We start from the raw sequence: 18,500 nt of genomic DNA, 5'->3' as shown, positions 1-18,500 counted from the left end.
CTTTGTCTAGTTAAAATATTGTTTTAAAAAATGAGTTACTTTCTTTTCATACTCAACTTTATATTTTGTAAATGACGTAGCATGTTTAGCACCATGTGCAATGAAAATTTCTTTAGGTCCTCTTGTCGCAGCATAATTTTGATAAATCATCTCAGTCGGAACAAATTTATCGTCACTACCATGAATAAATAACACAGGTAACTTATTATGATTTAATTGCTTAATTGAACTTGCTTCATAAAATGAGTAACCTGCTTTAACTTTTGATATCAGACTAGCAATAGGGATAATAGGGATTTTAGGTAACTTATACATCTGTTTCAACTGATAAGTTAACTCATCAGCCACACTTGTATAGCCACAGTCTTCAATAATTGCCTTAACTTGTGAAGGCAATTTTTTCTCTCCACTTAACATCATAACCGTTGCGCCACCCATACTAACGCCAAATAAAGTAATTTTTGAATCTGTACCTTGATACTTAATTACTTTATCAAGCCACTGTAAATTATCTTTCCTCTCTAACCAACCATAACCAATATAATCACCTTGGCTTTGTCCATGTGCTCTTGCATCTGGTGCAAGAACATTATAGCCTTTGTCGTGGTAAAAATGAATAAAGCGGACCATTTCTTCTTTCTTTCCCATAAATCCATGAGCAACAAATATTGTTTTATTAGTTTTACTTTCTGCAGGAACATAAATTGCTTTAAGCTTTAAATTATCTTCAGATTTAATCTGCCAATTTAATTTTTTAACTTGTTTTAACCAAGTGTATTCTTTCTTTAACTCAGCACTTTTGGGTTCGGAATTAATAAATTCCTTATTGGTTGGTGTCTCCGCATATTCAAATAAATAATAACTAACGCCAAAAATAACAAGGCCAATTATTATCAGCATTAAACAAATTCCAATAATCCATTTTTTCATTAAATTTCCTCAAGCGTTTCCCTTTATTTTAAATTAAAAAAAGGATAAAAGACAGTCATTTATGTCTTTTACCCCCATAAAATTACATAATACTTGATATAAACTTTAAATAAGCATCCTGTTCATTAGTTGATATCCATTTGGCCGTAGAAAAATCACCATTCAGAGCATCAGCTAACTCAATTGTTATATTCGCAACATTAGTTGCATTACCAATTAGAGACATCCAGTAATTGCCACTCTCATCTTGATGCACAACAGTTTTAACCATACCACCAGGATTTTTTACATTAATTTCAGTTCCAAATGGCACTTTACCTTCACTTAACAGAACAAACATTAAACTCGAAGCAGACATTGCTGTTCCACACGCATTAGTAAACCCAACTCCGCGTTCATAAGTTCTAACAAAAATTGATTTATTATCTAATTTTTCAACAAAACTAACGTTAACACCATCTGGAAAATACGGATTTTCACCGTTTAAATAAGTGGCAATTCTTTCAAGTTCCGGTCCTTGTAACGTTGTATGATCAACAAAAGTAATTAAATGCGGATTTGGTACCGAGACAGCTGAAAACTTTAACGTTTGTGAAAATTCAGGAATAATTTCATCTACCAATGTTTGTCTTTGTAAAAACATTGGTAACGTTTGTGACTCAAAACTAACAGGTGAAATTTCGACATTGTAAGCTGCAACGCCTGCCTGAAGATTTGGTGCTTTCTTAACATCTAAATCAGCATGCATTGTCTCAACTTTAAATTCTGTTTGTCCAAATTTAGTTTCTAAGTAGCGCCCAACAGTTCTTAAACCGTTTCCACACATACTAGCTTCTGTGCCATCAGCATTGATGACTCTCATTCGACCTAGAACACCATTATGACTTGATTCATTAACGACTAAAATGCCATCCGAACCACCGTGTAATCCAGATTCTCGATTACACATTTGAATCGCTAAATGCTTTAATTTTTCATCCGATAATGCTGTCTCTAATTTAGTTTGATCTAAAAGAAAGAAATCATTTTCTGATCCATGTACTTTTACTAATTCCACATTTAACACCTGCTCTCACTATAATTGTATACCTTACATATTACGCTATATTTTTAGGATTGTAATCAATTTGACTCAAAAAAAGGAATAACTCAACGTTATTCCTTTTTTGAAATATTTAATTTTCAAAACCTTCTGTAACTGCCTCTGGATAACCTTGTTCAACAATCGTTGCACAACGATGACAGAGCGTTGGTAATGCAGTATCTTCCCCAACATCAGTCTTAACCATACGACATCTTTGACAAACTTCACCGTTAGCTACTTCAACTTTAACAGCTAAGTTTTCAAAATTAGTTGCATCTTCTGGAACATCATCAATAGATAAAATTTCTAAATCAGAAACAATCAATTGTTGACGGATATCCGTATCAAGTACGTTAAGTAATTCTTTATCAGAATCATTCACATATAAAATAACTTTTGCTTCAAATGATTTCCCAATTAATTTTGCATCACGCGCATCTTCCAAAGCCTTTAAAACATATGAACGAATTTTCATGAATGCTTGCCAATTTTCAACAATTTTAATTTCACCATCAAAATGGGCAACTTCTGGCATTTCACTTAATTGAACATATTCTTCTGGTTCTTTCAAATAGTCCCAAACTTCTTCAGTTGTATGTGGCAAGATAGGTGTTAATAACTTAGCCATTGTTGTTACAATTTGGTATAGAACGGTTTGCATTGAGCGTCTTTCAAAACTATCTTCAGATTCAATATAAACGATATCTTTTGCAATATCTAAGTAGAATGCTGATAAGTCATTTGAAATAAATGTAATCACTTTTTTGTAAATTGCTAAGAAATCATATTCAGCATAATCATCCAAAACCTCTTTTGAAAATGTATTTAATTTAATTAACATATACTTATCTGCTGATGCCAATTCATCAAATGCAATTGCATTTTCATTTGGATCAAAGTCAGTTGTATTAGCCAAAATAAATTTAAATGTATTTCTAATCTTACGATACGTTTCAGAGACTTGTTTTAAAATATCCATTGAAACAGCGACATCAGAAGATGTATCTGCTGATGCTGTCCATAATCGGATAATCTCAGCTCCTGATTGTTTAATAACTTTACTTGGTAAAATGCTATTCCCAAGCGATTTACTCATCTTATGTCCTTTATCATCAAGTACAAATCCTTGTGACATCAACTGTTTGTATGGTGCAATTCCATTAGTTGCAACGGATGTAATAATACTTGAATTAAACCATCCACGATATTGATCTGAACCTTCCATATATAGATCTGCAGGATACGTTAAATTATCACGTTTACTTAGCACTCCACGATGTGAAGAACCTGAATCAAACCAAACATCCATGATATCTTCTTCTTTTGTAAATTCACCATTAGGACTATGTTCACTTGTAAATCCTTCAGGAAGTAGTGCCTTAGCATCATTTTTGAACCAAATATTTGATCCATTTTTTTCAAACAATTGAGCAACATGTTCAATTGTTTCTGGTGTAATAATAGGTGTCCCATCTTCTGCATAGAAGATAGGTAATGGAACGCCCCAAGCACGTTGACGTGAAATCACCCAATCGCCACGATCTCTAATCATATTGTAAAGACGAACCTTACCCCATTCGTTTTTAAAATCAACTTTTTCAATTTCTTTTAATATATCATCGCGGAACATCTCTACTGATGCAAACCATTGTGCCGTTGCACGGAAAACAACAGGTTTTTTTGTACGCCAATCATGTGGGTAACTATGCGTAAAGAATGAAAGTTTAAGTAAATGACCATTCTCTTTCAATTTATCAGTTACTAATGGATTAGCTTTATCATAAAATATACCTTCAAATCCAGGCGCATCTTCATTCATGACACCTTTTTCATCTAAAACAGATACAACAGGTAATTTATACTTTTGTCCAGCAATAAAATCATCTTCACCATGTCCCGGAGCAGTATGAACAAGTCCTGTACCAGAATCTAAAGTAACATGGTAACCTAAAATAACTAATGATGTACGATCATATAATGGATGTTGCACTGTCATATATTCCATATCACGACCAGAAAATTCTTTTAATACTTCAACATTTTTCCAATCAAATTCTTCTTTTAAAATATTTAAACGTTCTTCAGCGACAACATATTTTTTCCCATCAGCATTAATTTGGATATATTTATAATCAGGATGTACAGCGACGCCATAATTAGCTGGAATCGTCCATGGTGTTGTTGTCCAGATAATCATTTTTGTATCTGTATCTAAAATATCTTTACCATCAACTACATCAAATGTAATATACATTGATGGTGATTTAATATCGTGGTATTCAATCTCTGCTTCAGCTAATGCTGATTCAGAAGATGGTGACCAATAAATTGGTTTTTTTCCTTTATAGATGTAACCTTTTTCAGCCATTTCACCAAACATTCTGATTTCTTCAGCTTCAAATTCAGGTTGTAAAGTCATGTATGGACTATCCCATTCAGCTGCAACGCCTAGACGCTTAAAATCTTCGCGTTGCAAATTAACTTGCTCCAAAGCATATTTTTCACATAATTCACGAAAAGCAGCTTTTGACATGGTTTTACGATCAACACCTTGTTTAACCAATTGTTGTTCAATAGGAAGGCCATGAGTATCCCAGCCAGGAACAAAAGGTGATCTGAAGCCCATCATTGATTTTGAACGAACGATAATATCCTTCGTAATCTTATTTAAAGCGTGTCCCATATGGATATTACCATTAGCGTATGGAGGTCCATCATGTAAAATGAAACTTGGTTTCTTTTCATTTAACTTTTGTCTTAGTTCATAAACACCGTTTTGTCTCCATGCATCTTCACGTTCTGCTTCTTTAACTGGTAAATTTCCACGCATTGGAAATTCTGTCTTACCTAAGTTTAAGGTTTCTTTCATTTTCATATTATAAACTCCTTTTAAAAGTTATTTTATTTCATTATACACAAAAAGACCCCGTTACAAGGGACGAAGTCTTCGTGTTACCACCCAAATTTAGAAACTTAACATTATATAACGTTAAATTTCACTCAATCATCGTGATAACGGAGATGAAGCCGATTAAACTTACTTGATTATTTCAGTTTAATGAAATCGTTGAGATGATAAATTATATAATACTTATTATCGACCTTCCACTATCATCGACTCGCTAAAAATGTATCATATAATTGTTATTCTCAAATTTATTTATTATCTGGGAAAATGACCATTGTATCTTGATCATTTTGCTCAGAATCTTCATTTGCATCTGATTCAGCAATAATTTCTGTAACAACAATATCGTCATTATTATTAACTGATTCTTTTATTTCTTTGGCTTCACGTTTTTCTTTGTCTTCTTCACGTTTTAAAACGTCTTGAATTTCAGAATATGTGCTTGTCTCGCCTTGTTTTAAAATTTCGTCCCAATCAGAACTTTTAACAACTTCTAATTGTGATTCCATCATAACTTTTAAACGTTGACGGAAAATACGTGCTTGTTTCTTCAAGTCATCAGTCTCAACAGCTAATTTTTTAGCTTTTTCTGAAGCCATATCAATAATATGTTTAGCTTTTTCATTCGCTTCATCAATAATATCATGACCTTGCTTTTGTGATTCTTTATTAATAATTTCAGATTCACGCTTAGCATTAACCTTAACGCGATCAGCAGCTTCTTGAGCAACAATAATTGATTGATTTAAAGAATCTTTTAAATCATTAAAGTATTCTAACTTTTCATTACTAGTTTTAACTTCTTCAGTTAAATTTTCATTTTCTTTTAACGTTATTTCATAATCTTTAATAATTTTATCTAGAAAATCATTAACCTGGTCTTGATCATAGCCTCGTAATTTTACGTTAAATTCTTTATTATGAATATCTAATGGACTTAAAGTCATTTTGCACGTCCTTCAAAATTTATTTTTTTAATATTGATAACTCTAATTTATATTTATCTTTTCTAGTCATACCTGCAATAAAATCTAACTTGATTCGTCCAAAACCACGAATTGACAAAACATCAAACTCTGCTAATTCATAATCAGGCTTATTAATAACTTGCCAATTTAAACTAACTTTTTCAGAATTAACTAAATTTTTGGCGTTTTGTCGAGACATATTATAAACAGCTGATATGACTGAATCGATTCGTAACGATGAAACTAATTCATTTTGCGATTGCCACTCATCTGTGACACTCACTGTTTGTGAAAAAGGAATCTCTTCAAGTGATACCTTAATTTTACCAATACGATCAACTTGACTAATCAAATAATTAGCCATCTTTTTTTCAACAACAACCTGCCATTGCTGACCATCTGTTAAAATATCACCAAGTACTTCTCTATCTAATCCCACATTAGCCAAAGTTCCCAAAATTTGTCCATGTTTTAAGGTAGCAAATTTTATTGGATACTTAATTTCAATAAGTTGTAAATCAAAATCACTATCTTGAACATCGAAATACGCTGGATAAAAAAGTAATCTTTTTCGTTCAGCTTCTTTCGTGCCACCAAATAATTTTAAACTAATTTCGTCATTTTGGCCTAATAGATAGGTCGCAATATGTGCCTCTCTAGGATTTAAAAAATGAGTTAGAACTGCCCTGTACTCTGATTTAGCTTGCTCGATATAATCTGACAATGTATCAATAATTTCTTTTTCGTCGGACCTGAAATGTTGGTAAATTGTATCATTCATATATCATTAGCCTCCAACATAAAGACGAATTAAAGTAGTCAGAAGTCCCATAACCCCATTTTGGATGAAGCTTAGCGCGATTATCGCAATAATTGGTGAAAAACTAATACCCCCGATTGCCGGGATAAAACGGTCAAAAAATGCAAGGTATGGTTGACAAATTTTACTTAAGAAATGGCCAACCGGCGTATTATAAGCGCCTGGAAACCATGACATTAAAACGTAAATGATAATTGCTAGCTCATAAGCATCAAAAGCCCACGTAATCACTTTAGCTAGAAATGTAATAAACTCAATCATTTGTATACCTCGATTTTTCTTTTATTCGAATTTTTCAAAAATATTATCTGCCATATTTCCTTCAACAGTAAATGAGTTTGGTGTACAAAGAAAAATATTATCGCCAATTCTTTGAATTGTTCCGTTAATAGCAAAAATTGTTCCGGACAAGAAGTCAACAATCCGTTTAGATTGAACTTCATCCATTTTTTGAAAATTTACGACGATTGCTTGATTTTGCATTAAATGCGTTGCAATATCTTTAACATCAGAATAAATTCTAGGTTCAAATAAATTAATTTTTTGCGGTTGGCTATATTTACCATTAATCGAAACGACTTTATTACTTTGATTCAATGACGAAGTCCGCATAGACTCTTCGGTTTGGTAATCATCAGTTTCAAAATCATCTTCTTCAGCTAACCCAAAAAAACGACCAATTTTTTCAAAAGCCATAATATCCGTAACCTCCCCATCGATTCATTTAATTAATCTTTACGTCGTTTTCTGAAAAATGGTGGTGTACTTAAACTATCATCATTATTTGTTGCTAAATCATCAGTTTTGATATCATTCTTAAAGACATCAAAACTTGGTTTTTCAACGTTTTCAAATTCTGTTGATTTTTTTTCTTCAGGTTGACTTGATGGATGCATAATATCCCAATCGTCAAAACGATCTTCTTGCTTTTCAGCTAATGTTGCTTTAGGTGCATCAGTTCTTGGTAATGTTCGTGTACGAACTGTGGCTTTTTTTTCTTCTTTAACATCATCTATACCAGTTGCAATAACTGTTACGACGATTTCATCACCTAGGTCTTCATTAATTGATGTTCCAAAAATAATATTAATTTCATCAGTTGCAGCTTGTGAAATAATTTCAGAAGCTTCTTGCGCTTCGAAAAGACTCATATCAGCACCACCGGTGATATTAAGTAGAACTTGTTTTGCACCATCAATTGAAACTTCGAGTAATGGCGAAGAAATTGCTTTTTTTGTTGCTTCAGCAGTTCTATTTTCACCAGTAGCAGATCCAATTCCCATTAATGCAGTTCCTTGATCAGCCATCACTGTTTTAACATCAGCAAAATCTAAATTAATTAAACCGGGTGATGTAATTAATTCAGAAATACCTTGAACACCTTGACGTAAAACATTATCTGTTTCTTGGAATGCTTCAAGCATCGGTGTCTTCTTGTCAATGATTTCAAGTAAACGGTTATTAGCAATAACAACTAATGTATCAACTTGATCTCTCAGATTAGCTATTCCTTCAGCAGCAAAACGGCTACGTTTAGGTCCTTCAAATGTAAATGGACGTGTTACAATTCCGACTGTTAAAATGCCTTGATCTTTAGCAATTTTAGCTACAACAGGAGCAGCTCCTGTTCCTGTTCCACCACCCATTCCAGCAGTAACGAAAATCATATCAGCGCCATCAATAGCTTCGATAATTGCTTCTTCACTTTCTTGTGCAGCTTTACTACCAATATCTGGAGTTGCACCAGCACCTAATCCACGAGTCAATTTAGGACCCAATTGAATTTTAATTTCTGCCTTTGAGCTTTCCAATGCCTGAACATCAGTATTTAATGCAATAAACTCGACACCTGAAACATTTTCATCAATCATACGATTAACAGCATTACCACCAGCGCCACCGACACCAATTACTTTTATTACTGCGCCTTTATCTTCACTTGAGTCCAAAGAAAATTCCATTACTTACTTCCTCCTATTTAATCGAAAAATTCATTAAAAAAGTTTTTCACTGATTTTAATGGATCTCCTGATGTTTTTGGTTTTCTATTTTTTTTAACTTTGTTTTTTACTTCTTGCTTCTTAGGTTTTTCGTTATCTGGTTCAACAATATTATAACTTAATTGATCAACATCAAGTCCCATTGCACTTTTCACTAATAATGTGACTTCATCTTGCTCGACTGCATAATTAATCAATCCTAAGGCTTGTGCAAATGAAGGATATCGTAATCCCATTTGATCAGGGACATAGGTTTTAACTTGAACTTGCAAAATTTCTGATGCTAATTCTGTAATTCCTGGTAAAGCTGCAAGACCACCAGTTAAGATAACGCCACCTGGTAATTCTAACGCCTTGATAGCATCTAATGAACTTTTTATTTTATCTAAGATTTGAGAGATTCTTGCTTCAATAATCTCTGCTAAATATTTCTCAGAGATATTGATTGGCTCACTTTGTCCAACAACATCAACTGGGAAAACATCATCTTCTGATGCTAACTCAGAATTAGCAAATCCATAATTGCGTTTCAATTTTTCAGCATTTTCAACAGATGTATTAAGAACCACTGAGATATCTTTCGTGACAAAATCGCCACCCTCTTGGTCCACGTATGTAAATTTCAACTTATGATCATGAATCACTGAAGCAGTCGTTTGACCACCACCGAGATCAATAAGTACAGTACCAAAGTCTCTTTCGCCATCTGACATCGCAACTGATGCAAGTGCTAATGGGTTCACGATTGTTTCTCTGATAGTTAGCCCAGCATTTTCAACACATTTTTTTAAATTATGAATAATTGTTTTTGGGCCAGTATAAACTGATCCATGCATTTCTAATCTCACACCAATCATACCACGAGGATCCTTAATGCCATCAAATCCATCAACTACAAATTCATCAGCAATAATATCGATGATATCTCTTTCTGGTGGTAAATTTTGAACTAATGCTGCACTCGCAACATTCACAACATCTTCATTTGTAATTTCTTTTGATTCATCTGAAACGGCAATCATACCGTTACAAGGAATAATTTGTAATAAATTAGCAGGAATACCAACATGTACTTCATGAATCTGAATATTCGCTTTTTCTTCAGCTTGTTTAATAGCTTTTTGTACTGAAATTACAGCCTTATCAATATCGACTACAATTCCCCTATTCAAACCTTGTGAGCGTTCATTACCAATACCAATTACGTTCAATTGACCATTAACGTATTCAGAAACGATAACTTTAATTGATGTCGTACCGATATCTAACCCCACATATATACCTGCGTTACCCATCTGAAAAAGAACCTCCTTACAGCTTGCTTTTAATATTATTTTTTATAAGATATAGTACTCATATTTTACCACATTAAGACCTGATTTAGAAAGGATATCCCATAGGCCATACCAACTTTGTTAACTTTTCTTATTATATGGATAAGAATAAGCACCCACTTCTAAATCAACGACACCCTTTTTCTTCATTTTAGATGAAATACTTGGATAGAAAGCCATTTTATCGGCAAAATTATCAATGTTAGCAATAATTTTATTTCTGTCATTCATGTATATATATATTCGTTGATTATTCACTTTGGATGGTTGATAATCGATTTCTGATATCCCATTTCTGATTTTCATCGGAATTTTTTTGTATTGTTTAACCATTTTTTGCAATATATTTGTTTGATTAAACTTAGAATACGTAGGATAATTCCCCACTGGTTGGTCAAATTTCTTACTTCCAATTGTCCCATTCAAAAATAATTGATAGTATGTTTTATTTTTATAAATATATCCTGCAAGATCATATTCATTAATAGAAAGTTTAACACCATTCCATTTATTATGGCTAACAGTTAGTGACTTCACCTGTGGTAATTCTTTTTTTATATCCTTTAAAATAGCTTTTTTTCTAAAAAACGCGTGAGATAATGGATCATTAATGTGTAAATTACTAGCATTTTCTACTTGTACTTTTGAAACTGTTTTTTCACCTGAAATACTAATATTTTGTATTTTACTTAATGGTGAAATAAAATATAGTGCAATTAAACCAATAATCAGAAACGAACCAATTATAATAATTAATTTTTGTTTTAGGGCATGATGTTGATATTTTTTTAATTTTGGTAATCGGTCACTAATTGTTTTGGGGTTTCCAAAAAAATCAAATCGTTTATTTTTCTTCTTTTTTTTCTCTTGCAAGGCCTCCCAAGGTGTCAATTCAGCTTTTTTTCTTTTTAAGAATTTATTTTTTGACATCTTATTTGGCCTCCTAACTTATTCTTTAATTTTGATTAAATCTTCCATAACCTTAATTAGATTATCTGCAGCATTGGGCACACCCATTTTACGTGAATTATTAGCCATCTGTCTTCTCACATCAGTATTGAGCATCATTTCATCTGAAACCATGACCAATTTTGATCCCGTTAACTTATCCTCAGTAATAAGCTTAGCTGCATTATTATCAACTAGACTCATTGCATTTTTTACTTGATGATTATTTGTAACATAAGGGCTAGGTACCAAAATAGATGGTAATCCGAGTGCAGTTATTTCTGCTATACTCGTTGCACCAGCACGTCCTAAAATGACAGAAATATGGCTTAATAAATTAGGCATATTATTTAAATATGGTTTTATCACAATATTTTTATTTAATTCTATCCCGTTTAAATCATTCATAATTTTATCGTAGTGAACGTTACCTGTAACAAATAAAATTTGATATGGTTTTTTATTTAATTCAGGAATTGCTTCAACCATTGCTTGATTAATTTTCGCAGCTCCTCTTGAACCACCAAAAACTAACATCGTTGGTACATCATCTAATAATCCATATTGCGATAATGCTTCAATTTCTGTTTCATTTACAACCTGTTGTGCGCGGGGATTCCCTGTGAAAACAACTTTTTTCTTAGGAAATTGATCTGCAACTGATTCAAAAGAAATAGCTACTTTATCAACAAAGTGGCTCAAAAATTTATTTGTTACACCTGCAACACTATTTTGTTCATGAACAATAGTTGGGATATGTAATCGAGCAGCAGCATAAACCACTGCACCGCATACGTAACCACCTGTTCCAATAACAATGTCTGGTTTAAATTCTTTAATCATTTTCTTTGCGTCTTTCACACTTTTTAAAAATAGTTGGACTGTCTTAATATTTTCTACTGATAACGATCTTTTAAATCCTTGAATTTTAATTGTTTTAAATGGAATTCCATTATCTGGAACGATTCGGCTCTCAAGTCCTTTTTCAGTCCCAACATATAAAAATTCAGCCGTTGGATCTTTTACTTTTAGCGCTTCAATAAGGGCCAACGCAGGGTAAATATGCCCGCCAGTGCCACCACCAGAAACAATAATTTTCATTTTATTTATCCTCTACTTGCATTAATTTTTCAACCGCTTCAATATATTTGTCACCACGTACTTCAAATGAAGGATATTGATCCCAACTAGCTGCTGCTGGAGATAACAATATGATATCATTGTTATCACTTAATTTATATGCTTCAGGAACAGCTGCAACAACATCAGTGACTTGCTTAATTTGAGTAATACCTGCCGCTTCTCCAGCATTTCGCATTAAATCAGCTGTTTCACCGAAAACAATCATTGCTTTTACATGTGCTTTAAGTACAGGCACCAATTTTTCAAACGTAAATCCTCTATCTAATCCACCAGCTAATAGTATAATTGGATTCGAAAATCCTTTTACAGCCATTTCAGTTGCTTCAATATTTGTTGCCTTTGAATCATTATAGAATTTGCGATTATGCCATGCGCTAACAAACTGTGTACGGTGGCGTACTCCTGTAAATGTCGATAATACTTCTTGAATAGCAGTATTTGTTACACCTTTAATTTTAGCAGTTACAATAGCTGCAAGCGCATTTTCAATGTTATGTTCACCAGGAATATTAACTTCATCCGATTTCATAATGAATTCATTTTGATAGTAAATATTTCCGTCTTTTACATAAGCCCCTGTTTCAATTTCATCTAATCTAGAAAATGGCACAATGTTAGCCGAACTTGTTTTAGCTAGTTCACGAAGTTCTTTTAAATCCCAATTGACAACAAGAAAATCACTAGAATCTTGATTTTCAGTTATTCTCATTTTTGCTTTCACATAATTTTCTCGAGTTTTATGGTAATCCGTATGTGCCTCATAAATATTAGTAATAACGGCTATTTCTGGTTTCAATTTATCAATGCCACATAATTGAAAACTTGATAATTCAGCTACAATAATATCATTTTTGGTTGCCTTTTTTGCTACGGCAACAGATGGGACACCAATATTTCCAGCGACAAATGCTCGTCCTTGCTTTCTTTCTTGATTTAACATCAATGAAATCAGCGTCGTTGTAGTTGTCTTACCATTCGTTCCTGTAACCCCGATCATTGGCGCTTCAGAAATTTCATAAGCAAGCTCTGGTTCTGTAATAATAGGTAAACCTTTTTCCATTGCCTTTGCAATAAGTAAATTTGTATATGGAATTCCAGGGTTTTTTACGACTAACTCAAAATCCTCATCTAGTAAAGAGAGTGGGTGTCCGCCCGTAATCACTTTGATTCCTTCAGCCAAAAGCTCTTTAGCTTCAGGGTTATCATCAATATTTTTATGATCATTCACAGTCACAAATGCGCCTAAATCTTTTAAAAGTTTGGCTGCATTCAAGCCACTCTTTGCTAAACCTACAACTAGAACCTTTTTATTTTGATAATTCGTAATATTTTTCATTCCAATTAAATCTCCCTTTATAAAATGACTAGTAACGTTAAAATTGCAGCAATTAACCCAATAGTCCAAAAGACAATATCAATTTTCCATTCATTCCAACCACTCATTTCAAAATGATGATGAATTGGGCTCATCTTGAATATGCGTTTACCTGTTAATTTAAATGAAGCTACTTGTAAAATAACACTTGCCGTTTCACAAACAAATATAATACCAATAAAAATGAGTGATAGTTCTTGGTGTAATAAAATTGAAACGGTTGCTAATGCACCACCTAATGCTAACGATCCCATATCTCCCATGAAAACTTTAGCAGGTTTATGATTAAACCAAATGAACGCAATTAATGCGCCAATGACAGATAAACAAAAAATAAGTACATCCTTTTGTTGTTGTACTTGCGCAACAACTGCATATGCACCGAATGCAATAATTGATTGACCTGAAACAAGACCGTCAATTCCATCAGTTAAATTAACCGCATTAGAGAATCCAACAAGCCAAATAATAATGAATACAGCATAAAGAATACCGATTGAGACCTCACCAAAACCAAAGACATTAATTGCAAGTGGCAAATGTTCATGGACATAAACGACGGTGAAGATTAATCCACCAACTATTTGACCCAATAATTTTTGCCAAGGCTTTAAACCTTCATTTTGTCGTTTGAATAATTTGATACTGTCATCCCAAAATCCTAAAATAGCATATAAAAATAAGATGAAAATCATAATCATCATCGCTGGTGTCATAGAATTAGCCCATATACCTGTCCAAATTGCAGTAATAATAATAGCAATATTAAAGACAAATCCACCCATTGTTGGTGTACCAGACTTTTTCTCATGCCATTTTGGTCCTTCTTCTCTAATCATTTGCCCTTGTTTACGTATTCTAAAATAGCCAATAAATAATGGCATAAACATAAACGTTAATGCGAATCCACTTACCAACGGTATAAACATTTCTGGTTTAGTCATTGTCTTATCCTCACTCAATTCTTATTTTTTATTTAATGCTCCCGATGCTTCTTCAACATCGTCAAAATGCACTTTTTCTCGACCAAGAATTTGATAATCTTCATGACCTTTACCAGCAATTAAAATAACATCTCCTGGTTGCGCCTTTTTTATTGTTTGAGCAATTGCATCGTGTCGATCCATTATAACAGTTGCTCTATTTTCTGGAATTCCAGTCAGCATGTCTGCCATAATTTCCTTAGGATCTTCAGTTCTAGGATTATCCATAGTAAATACTGGGTAATCACTATGGTCAGCAGCAATTTTGGCCATTTTAGGACGTTTTCCTTTATCACGATCACCACCGCAGCCAACAATACAATAAATTTTATTTTGTGCAAAATCTTGTATTGTCTCTAAGACATTTAATAACCCATCTGGTGTGTGCGCGTAATCTACAATTACACTGATACCCGTTTTAGAAGGTACTAATTGAAAACGACCTTTAACACCAGTCACTTTTTCAAGTGATTTAATAATTTGTGTTTCATCAAGTCCAGCAGCATATGCAGCACTAAACGCAGCAAGCATATTATAAACATTAAACAAGCCGATTAATTGCATTGTTACATGAGTTGTTTCACCAAATAGAATTAAATCAAACTCAGTTCCATGACTCTTAATTTCAATATTTTTAGCTTGAATCATGGCATCATCATTTTCGATACCGTAAGATAATATTTGAGCAGAAGTAAACTGAGTAAACGTTCGAGCCACTGGGTCATCAAAATTTAAAACAGCCACTTTTGAGTCGCCTGATTCAGTATAATGATTACCCAACTGAGCAAATAACATACTTTTTGCATGTGCATAATTTTCCATTGTTTTATGAAAATCTAAATGATCTTGTGTCAAATTTGTAAAAACTGCGATATCAAAATCAATACCCCATACACGTCCTAAGACTAACGCATGTGAAGAAACTTCCATTGCAACAGTTTCAACTTTTTCTTGTTTCATTTGTGCTAAAGTTCTTTGCAATGTAATAACATCTGGAGTTGTATTGTTCGAAGGGTACAATGTATCATTTATTTTACGATACATTGTACCGATTAAACCTGTTTTTTGATTTAAGTCACGATAAATTTGTTCAATCAAATGTGTAACAGTCGTCTTACCATTTGTACCAGTAACGCCAATCATTCTCATCTGCTGACTTGGAACGCCATAAAATACATCGGCAAGAATTGCCATCGCACGGTTTGTATCTTGGACGTACACAACAGGAACCGACACATTAACTGGTTTACGGGCAATAATAATCTTTGCGCCTTTTTCAACCGCTTGATTCACAAAATCATGTCCATCAACTGTATAACCTTCAACAGCAACAAATAGACTATCTTCAACAACTTCTCTTGTATCTTGTGTTAATAGCTTAATATCTAACTCTGAATCAATCGCCGTTGATACTCGTTTAAATTTTAAACTTTGGATTAATTTATCTGCTCTCATATCTATATTCACCTTTTTATTTTAACGTTAATTTCACCATAGTTGATTTTTTAACAACTGTATTCGCCTTAATACTTTGAGCTGCTACATAACCACTACCCGTTGTCGTTAAGTTTAGTTTCATTAATTCTGCAGCATTCACCGCATCACTCTTTGACCAACCGGTTAAATCAGGCATAATCATTTCACCATTTGTTAATAACAATATTTTACGTCCGGATAATACAGTCGTTCCAGCAGGTGGATACTGATTAGCTACCGTTCTGCCATGTCCGATAACTGCAATATCTAGATTTTGTTCGTTTAATTTTGTTTTAGCTGATGAAGTTGAACTATTTGTAACGTCTGCTACTGTTACATTAGTCTTTGCAGTTGATACTGCCGTTGAACTGTCTTCTTCTAATGTCCTCTTCATCAATGGATTAAATATTTGTGCCAAAATAGCATTACCACTGGTACCTTGCATATTTTGTGGTTGTTTCATCGTTACATACATAATATATTTTGGATCTTTGGCCGGCGCCATACCTACAACTGAAAAGACATAATTTGCATCACCCGTTAGATATCCAGTTCCATTTGGATCCGAAATTTGGGCAGTCCCTGTTTTTGCAGCTATCTTGTAACCATCAATTTTAAAGGCATTACCGGTCCCATAATTTTTGTAGATAACATCTTGCATCATGCTTAATACTTCTTTAGACGTTGATTTTTTAATAACTTGTCCTAAATTTGTTGTTTTAGCTTGATACGTTGTTTTTCCAGTATTAGGATCTACAATTTTATCCACAAGCGTTGGTTTGATCATCTTACCGTTGTTTGCAAATGCCGTAAAACCTTGCATCATTTGCATAGTTGTCACATTTATTCCTTGACCAAAAGCTGTATCTGCTTGTTCAATTGGGTATTGAAATTCAATACTACCTTTTGCTTCATTAGCTAATCCCAGATTTGTACTTTCCAGGAAACCAAATTTTTTTATATATTTAAGCCAAGCAGTATGCCCCATCGCTTGTTCCAACTTAGCCATACCAACATTACTTGAACGAGCGAAACCTTCACGATAAGTGATTAAACCCCAACCAGATGTATTCCAATCAGGAACAATCTTAGTTCCCACTTTTAAAACACCTGATTTATAGACGGCATTCTCATTGTAGGCATTATTTTCAATAGCAGCTGCCATTGTAAATACTTTCATAGTCGAGCCGGGTTCATAACTATCTTCAATTAGCGTATTACGCCACATCTTTGAAATACCACTTTTGGTATCTGCATTAAATGTAGGCCGTTGACTTCCTGCCAAAATTTTTCCATTTTTAGCATTCATTATAACAACATTCATTGATTTAGGATTATATGTTTTTTGTACGTTAGTTAGAGTTGTTTCAAGATACGTTTGTAATTTTGTATCAATGGTTGTATAAATATTATTTCCATTTTCAACTTTTTTTGTTTTTGTCTTTGAGTTTGGTAGTTGGTAACCATAACTATCTTTTTGGACCTTTTTTAACCCGTCTGTTCCACTTAATTGTTTATTAAATGCTAATTCTAGTCCCATTACACCAGATAAAGTTGAATCACCTTTTTTTGAAGTGCTTTTTGTCACACCAATTAAATGTGATGCAAAAACGCCATTTGGATATAATCTTGCTTGTGTTTCAGTGAAATAAATACCTTTTAAATCTGCTGATTCTATCTTGTTTTTTGTTTCCAAAGATAAGTTTTTACCAGAATTACCAAATTCAACTTGGTAAGTTCCTTTTTTTGCATTCAAAATATTGTAAACTTTAGATTCTTTCATTCCAATCGCATCACTAATAACTTTTGCAGCTTTACTCTTATCAGTAACGTATAACGCTTTGTTATTTGCACCAACATATGATTTTGATAGAACTGCATAAATTGAGTAGTTTGTTGTATCTTCAGCAATCGGTTGATTTGAATCATCATAAATGGTTCCTCTATTTGCTTTATCAATTCGACTATTTTCATAAAGTGCCTGTGTTTGGCTACTTAAATTAACATCTGAAACTTTTCCACCTATTACAATATAAGAAAAACGAATGATAAACATCAAAAGAATCGCTAAAACGGCCAGGATTAGTAGCACACCAAACCTTTGCCTATTTCTACGTTTCTTTTTCATGTCATTTATCATCCGTTGCTTTTGATTATTCATTTCGTTACATTCCTTATTCTACTCTCACTTAAATTAAGACCATTTTTATTAGCGATACTATTTAATCGATCATTACTGGCAAGTTCGTTCACTTCTTGTGTCAAATCAGAACTCTTAGTTTGAATAGCTGTTATTTCGCTGTTAATATTTTGTAAAAATTGACTACTATTAGACAACTCTACCTGAGATGAAACTAGCATAAGCATAAGTACCAAAGAAATTGCACCAATTAAACCAAATAATGATTTTTCAATTCTAGAAAATGCAACACTTTGTGCTCCCACTGTTTTTTTATGTATAGGTTGTTGTCTTGGATTTTCTTTATATTCTCTTGGCATTTGTCGTGCTGTGCTATTTTGTGCCATGATAT

General features: G+C 33.2%; 16 protein-coding genes. All 16 read right to left on the bottom strand.

What is annotated here, in order from left to right; all coding sequences use genetic code 11:
• Positions 1–6: 6 nt before the first annotated feature.
• On the bottom strand, positions 7–930 hold the full coding sequence (locus tag ACE83Q_RS01525) for an alpha/beta fold hydrolase (protein ID WP_409022380.1): 924 nt from the start codon (positions 928–930) through the stop codon (positions 7–9).
• A gap of 82 nt (positions 931–1,012) precedes the next feature.
• The gene (gene dapF / locus ACE83Q_RS01520; RefSeq protein WP_409022379.1) at positions 1,013–1,987 is read right to left on the bottom strand and encodes a diaminopimelate epimerase; all 975 of its coding nucleotides are present in this window, start codon (positions 1,985–1,987) and stop codon (positions 1,013–1,015) included.
• A 118-nt stretch (positions 1,988–2,105) separates the two neighbouring features.
• Positions 2,106–4,889, bottom strand: coding sequence for an isoleucine--tRNA ligase (gene ileS, locus ACE83Q_RS01515; protein WP_409022378.1), 2,784 nt, complete (start codon positions 4,887–4,889; stop codon positions 2,106–2,108).
• Between the two features lie 281 nt (positions 4,890–5,170).
• Positions 5,171–5,869 (bottom strand): DivIVA domain-containing protein, encoded by a 699-nt coding sequence (locus ACE83Q_RS01510; RefSeq protein ID WP_409022377.1) that lies wholly within the window; start codon positions 5,867–5,869, stop codon positions 5,171–5,173.
• Between the two features lie 19 nt (positions 5,870–5,888).
• The gene (locus tag ACE83Q_RS01505) at positions 5,889–6,671 is read right to left on the bottom strand and encodes an RNA-binding protein (protein WP_409022376.1); all 783 of its coding nucleotides are present in this window, start codon (positions 6,669–6,671) and stop codon (positions 5,889–5,891) included.
• 6 nt (positions 6,672–6,677) lie between these two features.
• The gene (locus ACE83Q_RS01500; RefSeq protein WP_409022375.1) at positions 6,678–6,971 is read right to left on the bottom strand and encodes a YggT family protein; all 294 of its coding nucleotides are present in this window, start codon (positions 6,969–6,971) and stop codon (positions 6,678–6,680) included.
• A 21-nt stretch (positions 6,972–6,992) separates the two neighbouring features.
• Positions 6,993–7,406, bottom strand: a complete 414-nt coding sequence (locus ACE83Q_RS01495) for a cell division protein SepF (protein WP_409022374.1) — start codon at positions 7,404–7,406, stop codon at positions 6,993–6,995.
• 32 nt (positions 7,407–7,438) lie between these two features.
• Positions 7,439–8,671, bottom strand: coding sequence for a cell division protein FtsZ (ftsZ, locus tag ACE83Q_RS01490; RefSeq protein ID WP_409022373.1), 1,233 nt, complete (start codon positions 8,669–8,671; stop codon positions 7,439–7,441).
• Between the two features lie 17 nt (positions 8,672–8,688).
• On the bottom strand, positions 8,689–10,005 hold the full coding sequence (ftsA, locus tag ACE83Q_RS01485; RefSeq protein ID WP_409022372.1) for a cell division protein FtsA: 1,317 nt from the start codon (positions 10,003–10,005) through the stop codon (positions 8,689–8,691).
• Positions 10,006–10,125: 120 nt separating this feature from the next.
• A complete protein-coding gene (locus tag ACE83Q_RS01480; RefSeq protein ID WP_409022371.1) occupies positions 10,126–10,974 on the bottom strand; it encodes a cell division protein FtsQ/DivIB in 849 nt (282 codons plus the stop codon).
• A gap of 18 nt (positions 10,975–10,992) precedes the next feature.
• Entirely contained in the window at positions 10,993–12,093 is a 1,101-nt protein-coding gene (gene murG, locus ACE83Q_RS01475; protein WP_409022370.1) for an undecaprenyldiphospho-muramoylpentapeptide beta-N-acetylglucosaminyltransferase, read from the bottom strand.
• Between the two features lies 1 nt (position 12,094).
• Positions 12,095–13,471 (bottom strand): UDP-N-acetylmuramoyl-L-alanine--D-glutamate ligase, encoded by a 1,377-nt coding sequence (gene murD, locus ACE83Q_RS01470; protein ID WP_409022369.1) that lies wholly within the window; start codon positions 13,469–13,471, stop codon positions 12,095–12,097.
• Between the two features lie 17 nt (positions 13,472–13,488).
• Positions 13,489–14,454 (bottom strand): phospho-N-acetylmuramoyl-pentapeptide-transferase, encoded by a 966-nt coding sequence (mraY, locus tag ACE83Q_RS01465; RefSeq protein WP_409022368.1) that lies wholly within the window; start codon positions 14,452–14,454, stop codon positions 13,489–13,491.
• A 21-nt stretch (positions 14,455–14,475) separates the two neighbouring features.
• Positions 14,476–15,948 (bottom strand): UDP-N-acetylmuramoyl-L-alanyl-D-glutamate--2,6-diaminopimelate ligase, encoded by a 1,473-nt coding sequence (locus tag ACE83Q_RS01460; RefSeq protein ID WP_409022367.1) that lies wholly within the window; start codon positions 15,946–15,948, stop codon positions 14,476–14,478.
• Positions 15,949–15,964: 16 nt separating this feature from the next.
• Positions 15,965–18,130, bottom strand: a complete 2,166-nt coding sequence (locus ACE83Q_RS01455; protein ID WP_409022366.1) for a penicillin-binding transpeptidase domain-containing protein — start codon at positions 18,128–18,130, stop codon at positions 15,965–15,967.
• A complete protein-coding gene (ftsL, locus tag ACE83Q_RS01450; RefSeq protein ID WP_409022365.1) occupies positions 18,127–18,495 on the bottom strand; it encodes a cell division protein FtsL in 369 nt (122 codons plus the stop codon). Before ftsL ends, ACE83Q_RS01455 begins: the two co-directional genes overlap by 4 nt.
• Positions 18,496–18,500 lie beyond the last annotated feature (5 nt).

This window comes from Dellaglioa kimchii (assembly GCF_046115505.1).
In the GTDB taxonomy this organism is placed as follows: Bacteria; Bacillota; Bacilli; order Lactobacillales; family Lactobacillaceae; genus Dellaglioa; species Dellaglioa kimchii.
The sequence above is the reverse complement of the archived record's forward strand: the minus strand, read 5'-3'. Positions and strand labels throughout refer to the sequence as shown.

Bases quoted from the DNA above. Each gene is read 5' to 3' on its own strand.
- ACE83Q_RS01525 (WP_409022380.1), bottom strand. From the start codon at position 930: ATGAAAAAATGGATTATTGGAATTTGTTTAATGCTGATAATAATTGGC.
- ileS (WP_409022378.1), bottom strand. From the start codon at position 4,889: ATGAAAATGAAAGAAACCTTAAACTTAGGTAAGACAGAATTTCCAATG.
- ACE83Q_RS01510 (WP_409022377.1), bottom strand. From the start codon at position 5,869: ATGACTTTAAGTCCATTAGATATTCATAATAAAGAATTTAACGTAAAA.
- ACE83Q_RS01505 (WP_409022376.1), bottom strand. From the start codon at position 6,671: ATGAATGATACAATTTACCAACATTTCAGGTCCGACGAAAAAGAAATT.
- ACE83Q_RS01500 (WP_409022375.1), bottom strand. From the start codon at position 6,971: ATGATTGAGTTTATTACATTTCTAGCTAAAGTGATTACGTGGGCTTTT.
- ACE83Q_RS01495 (WP_409022374.1), bottom strand. From the start codon at position 7,406: ATGGCTTTTGAAAAAATTGGTCGTTTTTTTGGGTTAGCTGAAGAAGAT.
- ftsZ (WP_409022373.1), bottom strand. From the start codon at position 8,671: ATGGAATTTTCTTTGGACTCAAGTGAAGATAAAGGCGCAGTAATAAAA.
- ftsA (WP_409022372.1), bottom strand. From the start codon at position 10,005: ATGGGTAACGCAGGTATATATGTGGGGTTAGATATCGGTACGACATCA.
- ACE83Q_RS01480 (WP_409022371.1), bottom strand. From the start codon at position 10,974: ATGTCAAAAAATAAATTCTTAAAAAGAAAAAAAGCTGAATTGACACCT.
- murG (WP_409022370.1), bottom strand. From the start codon at position 12,093: ATGAAAATTATTGTTTCTGGTGGTGGCACTGGCGGGCATATTTACCCT.
- murD (WP_409022369.1), bottom strand. From the start codon at position 13,471: ATGAAAAATATTACGAATTATCAAAATAAAAAGGTTCTAGTTGTAGGT.
- mraY (WP_409022368.1), bottom strand. From the start codon at position 14,454: ATGACTAAACCAGAAATGTTTATACCGTTGGTAAGTGGATTCGCATTA.
- ACE83Q_RS01460 (WP_409022367.1), bottom strand. From the start codon at position 15,948: ATGAGAGCAGATAAATTAATCCAAAGTTTAAAATTTAAACGAGTATCA.
- ACE83Q_RS01455 (WP_409022366.1), bottom strand. From the start codon at position 18,130: ATGAATAATCAAAAGCAACGGATGATAAATGACATGAAAAAGAAACGT.
- ftsL (WP_409022365.1), bottom strand. From the start codon at position 18,495: ATGGCACAAAATAGCACAGCACGACAAATGCCAAGAGAATATAAAGAA.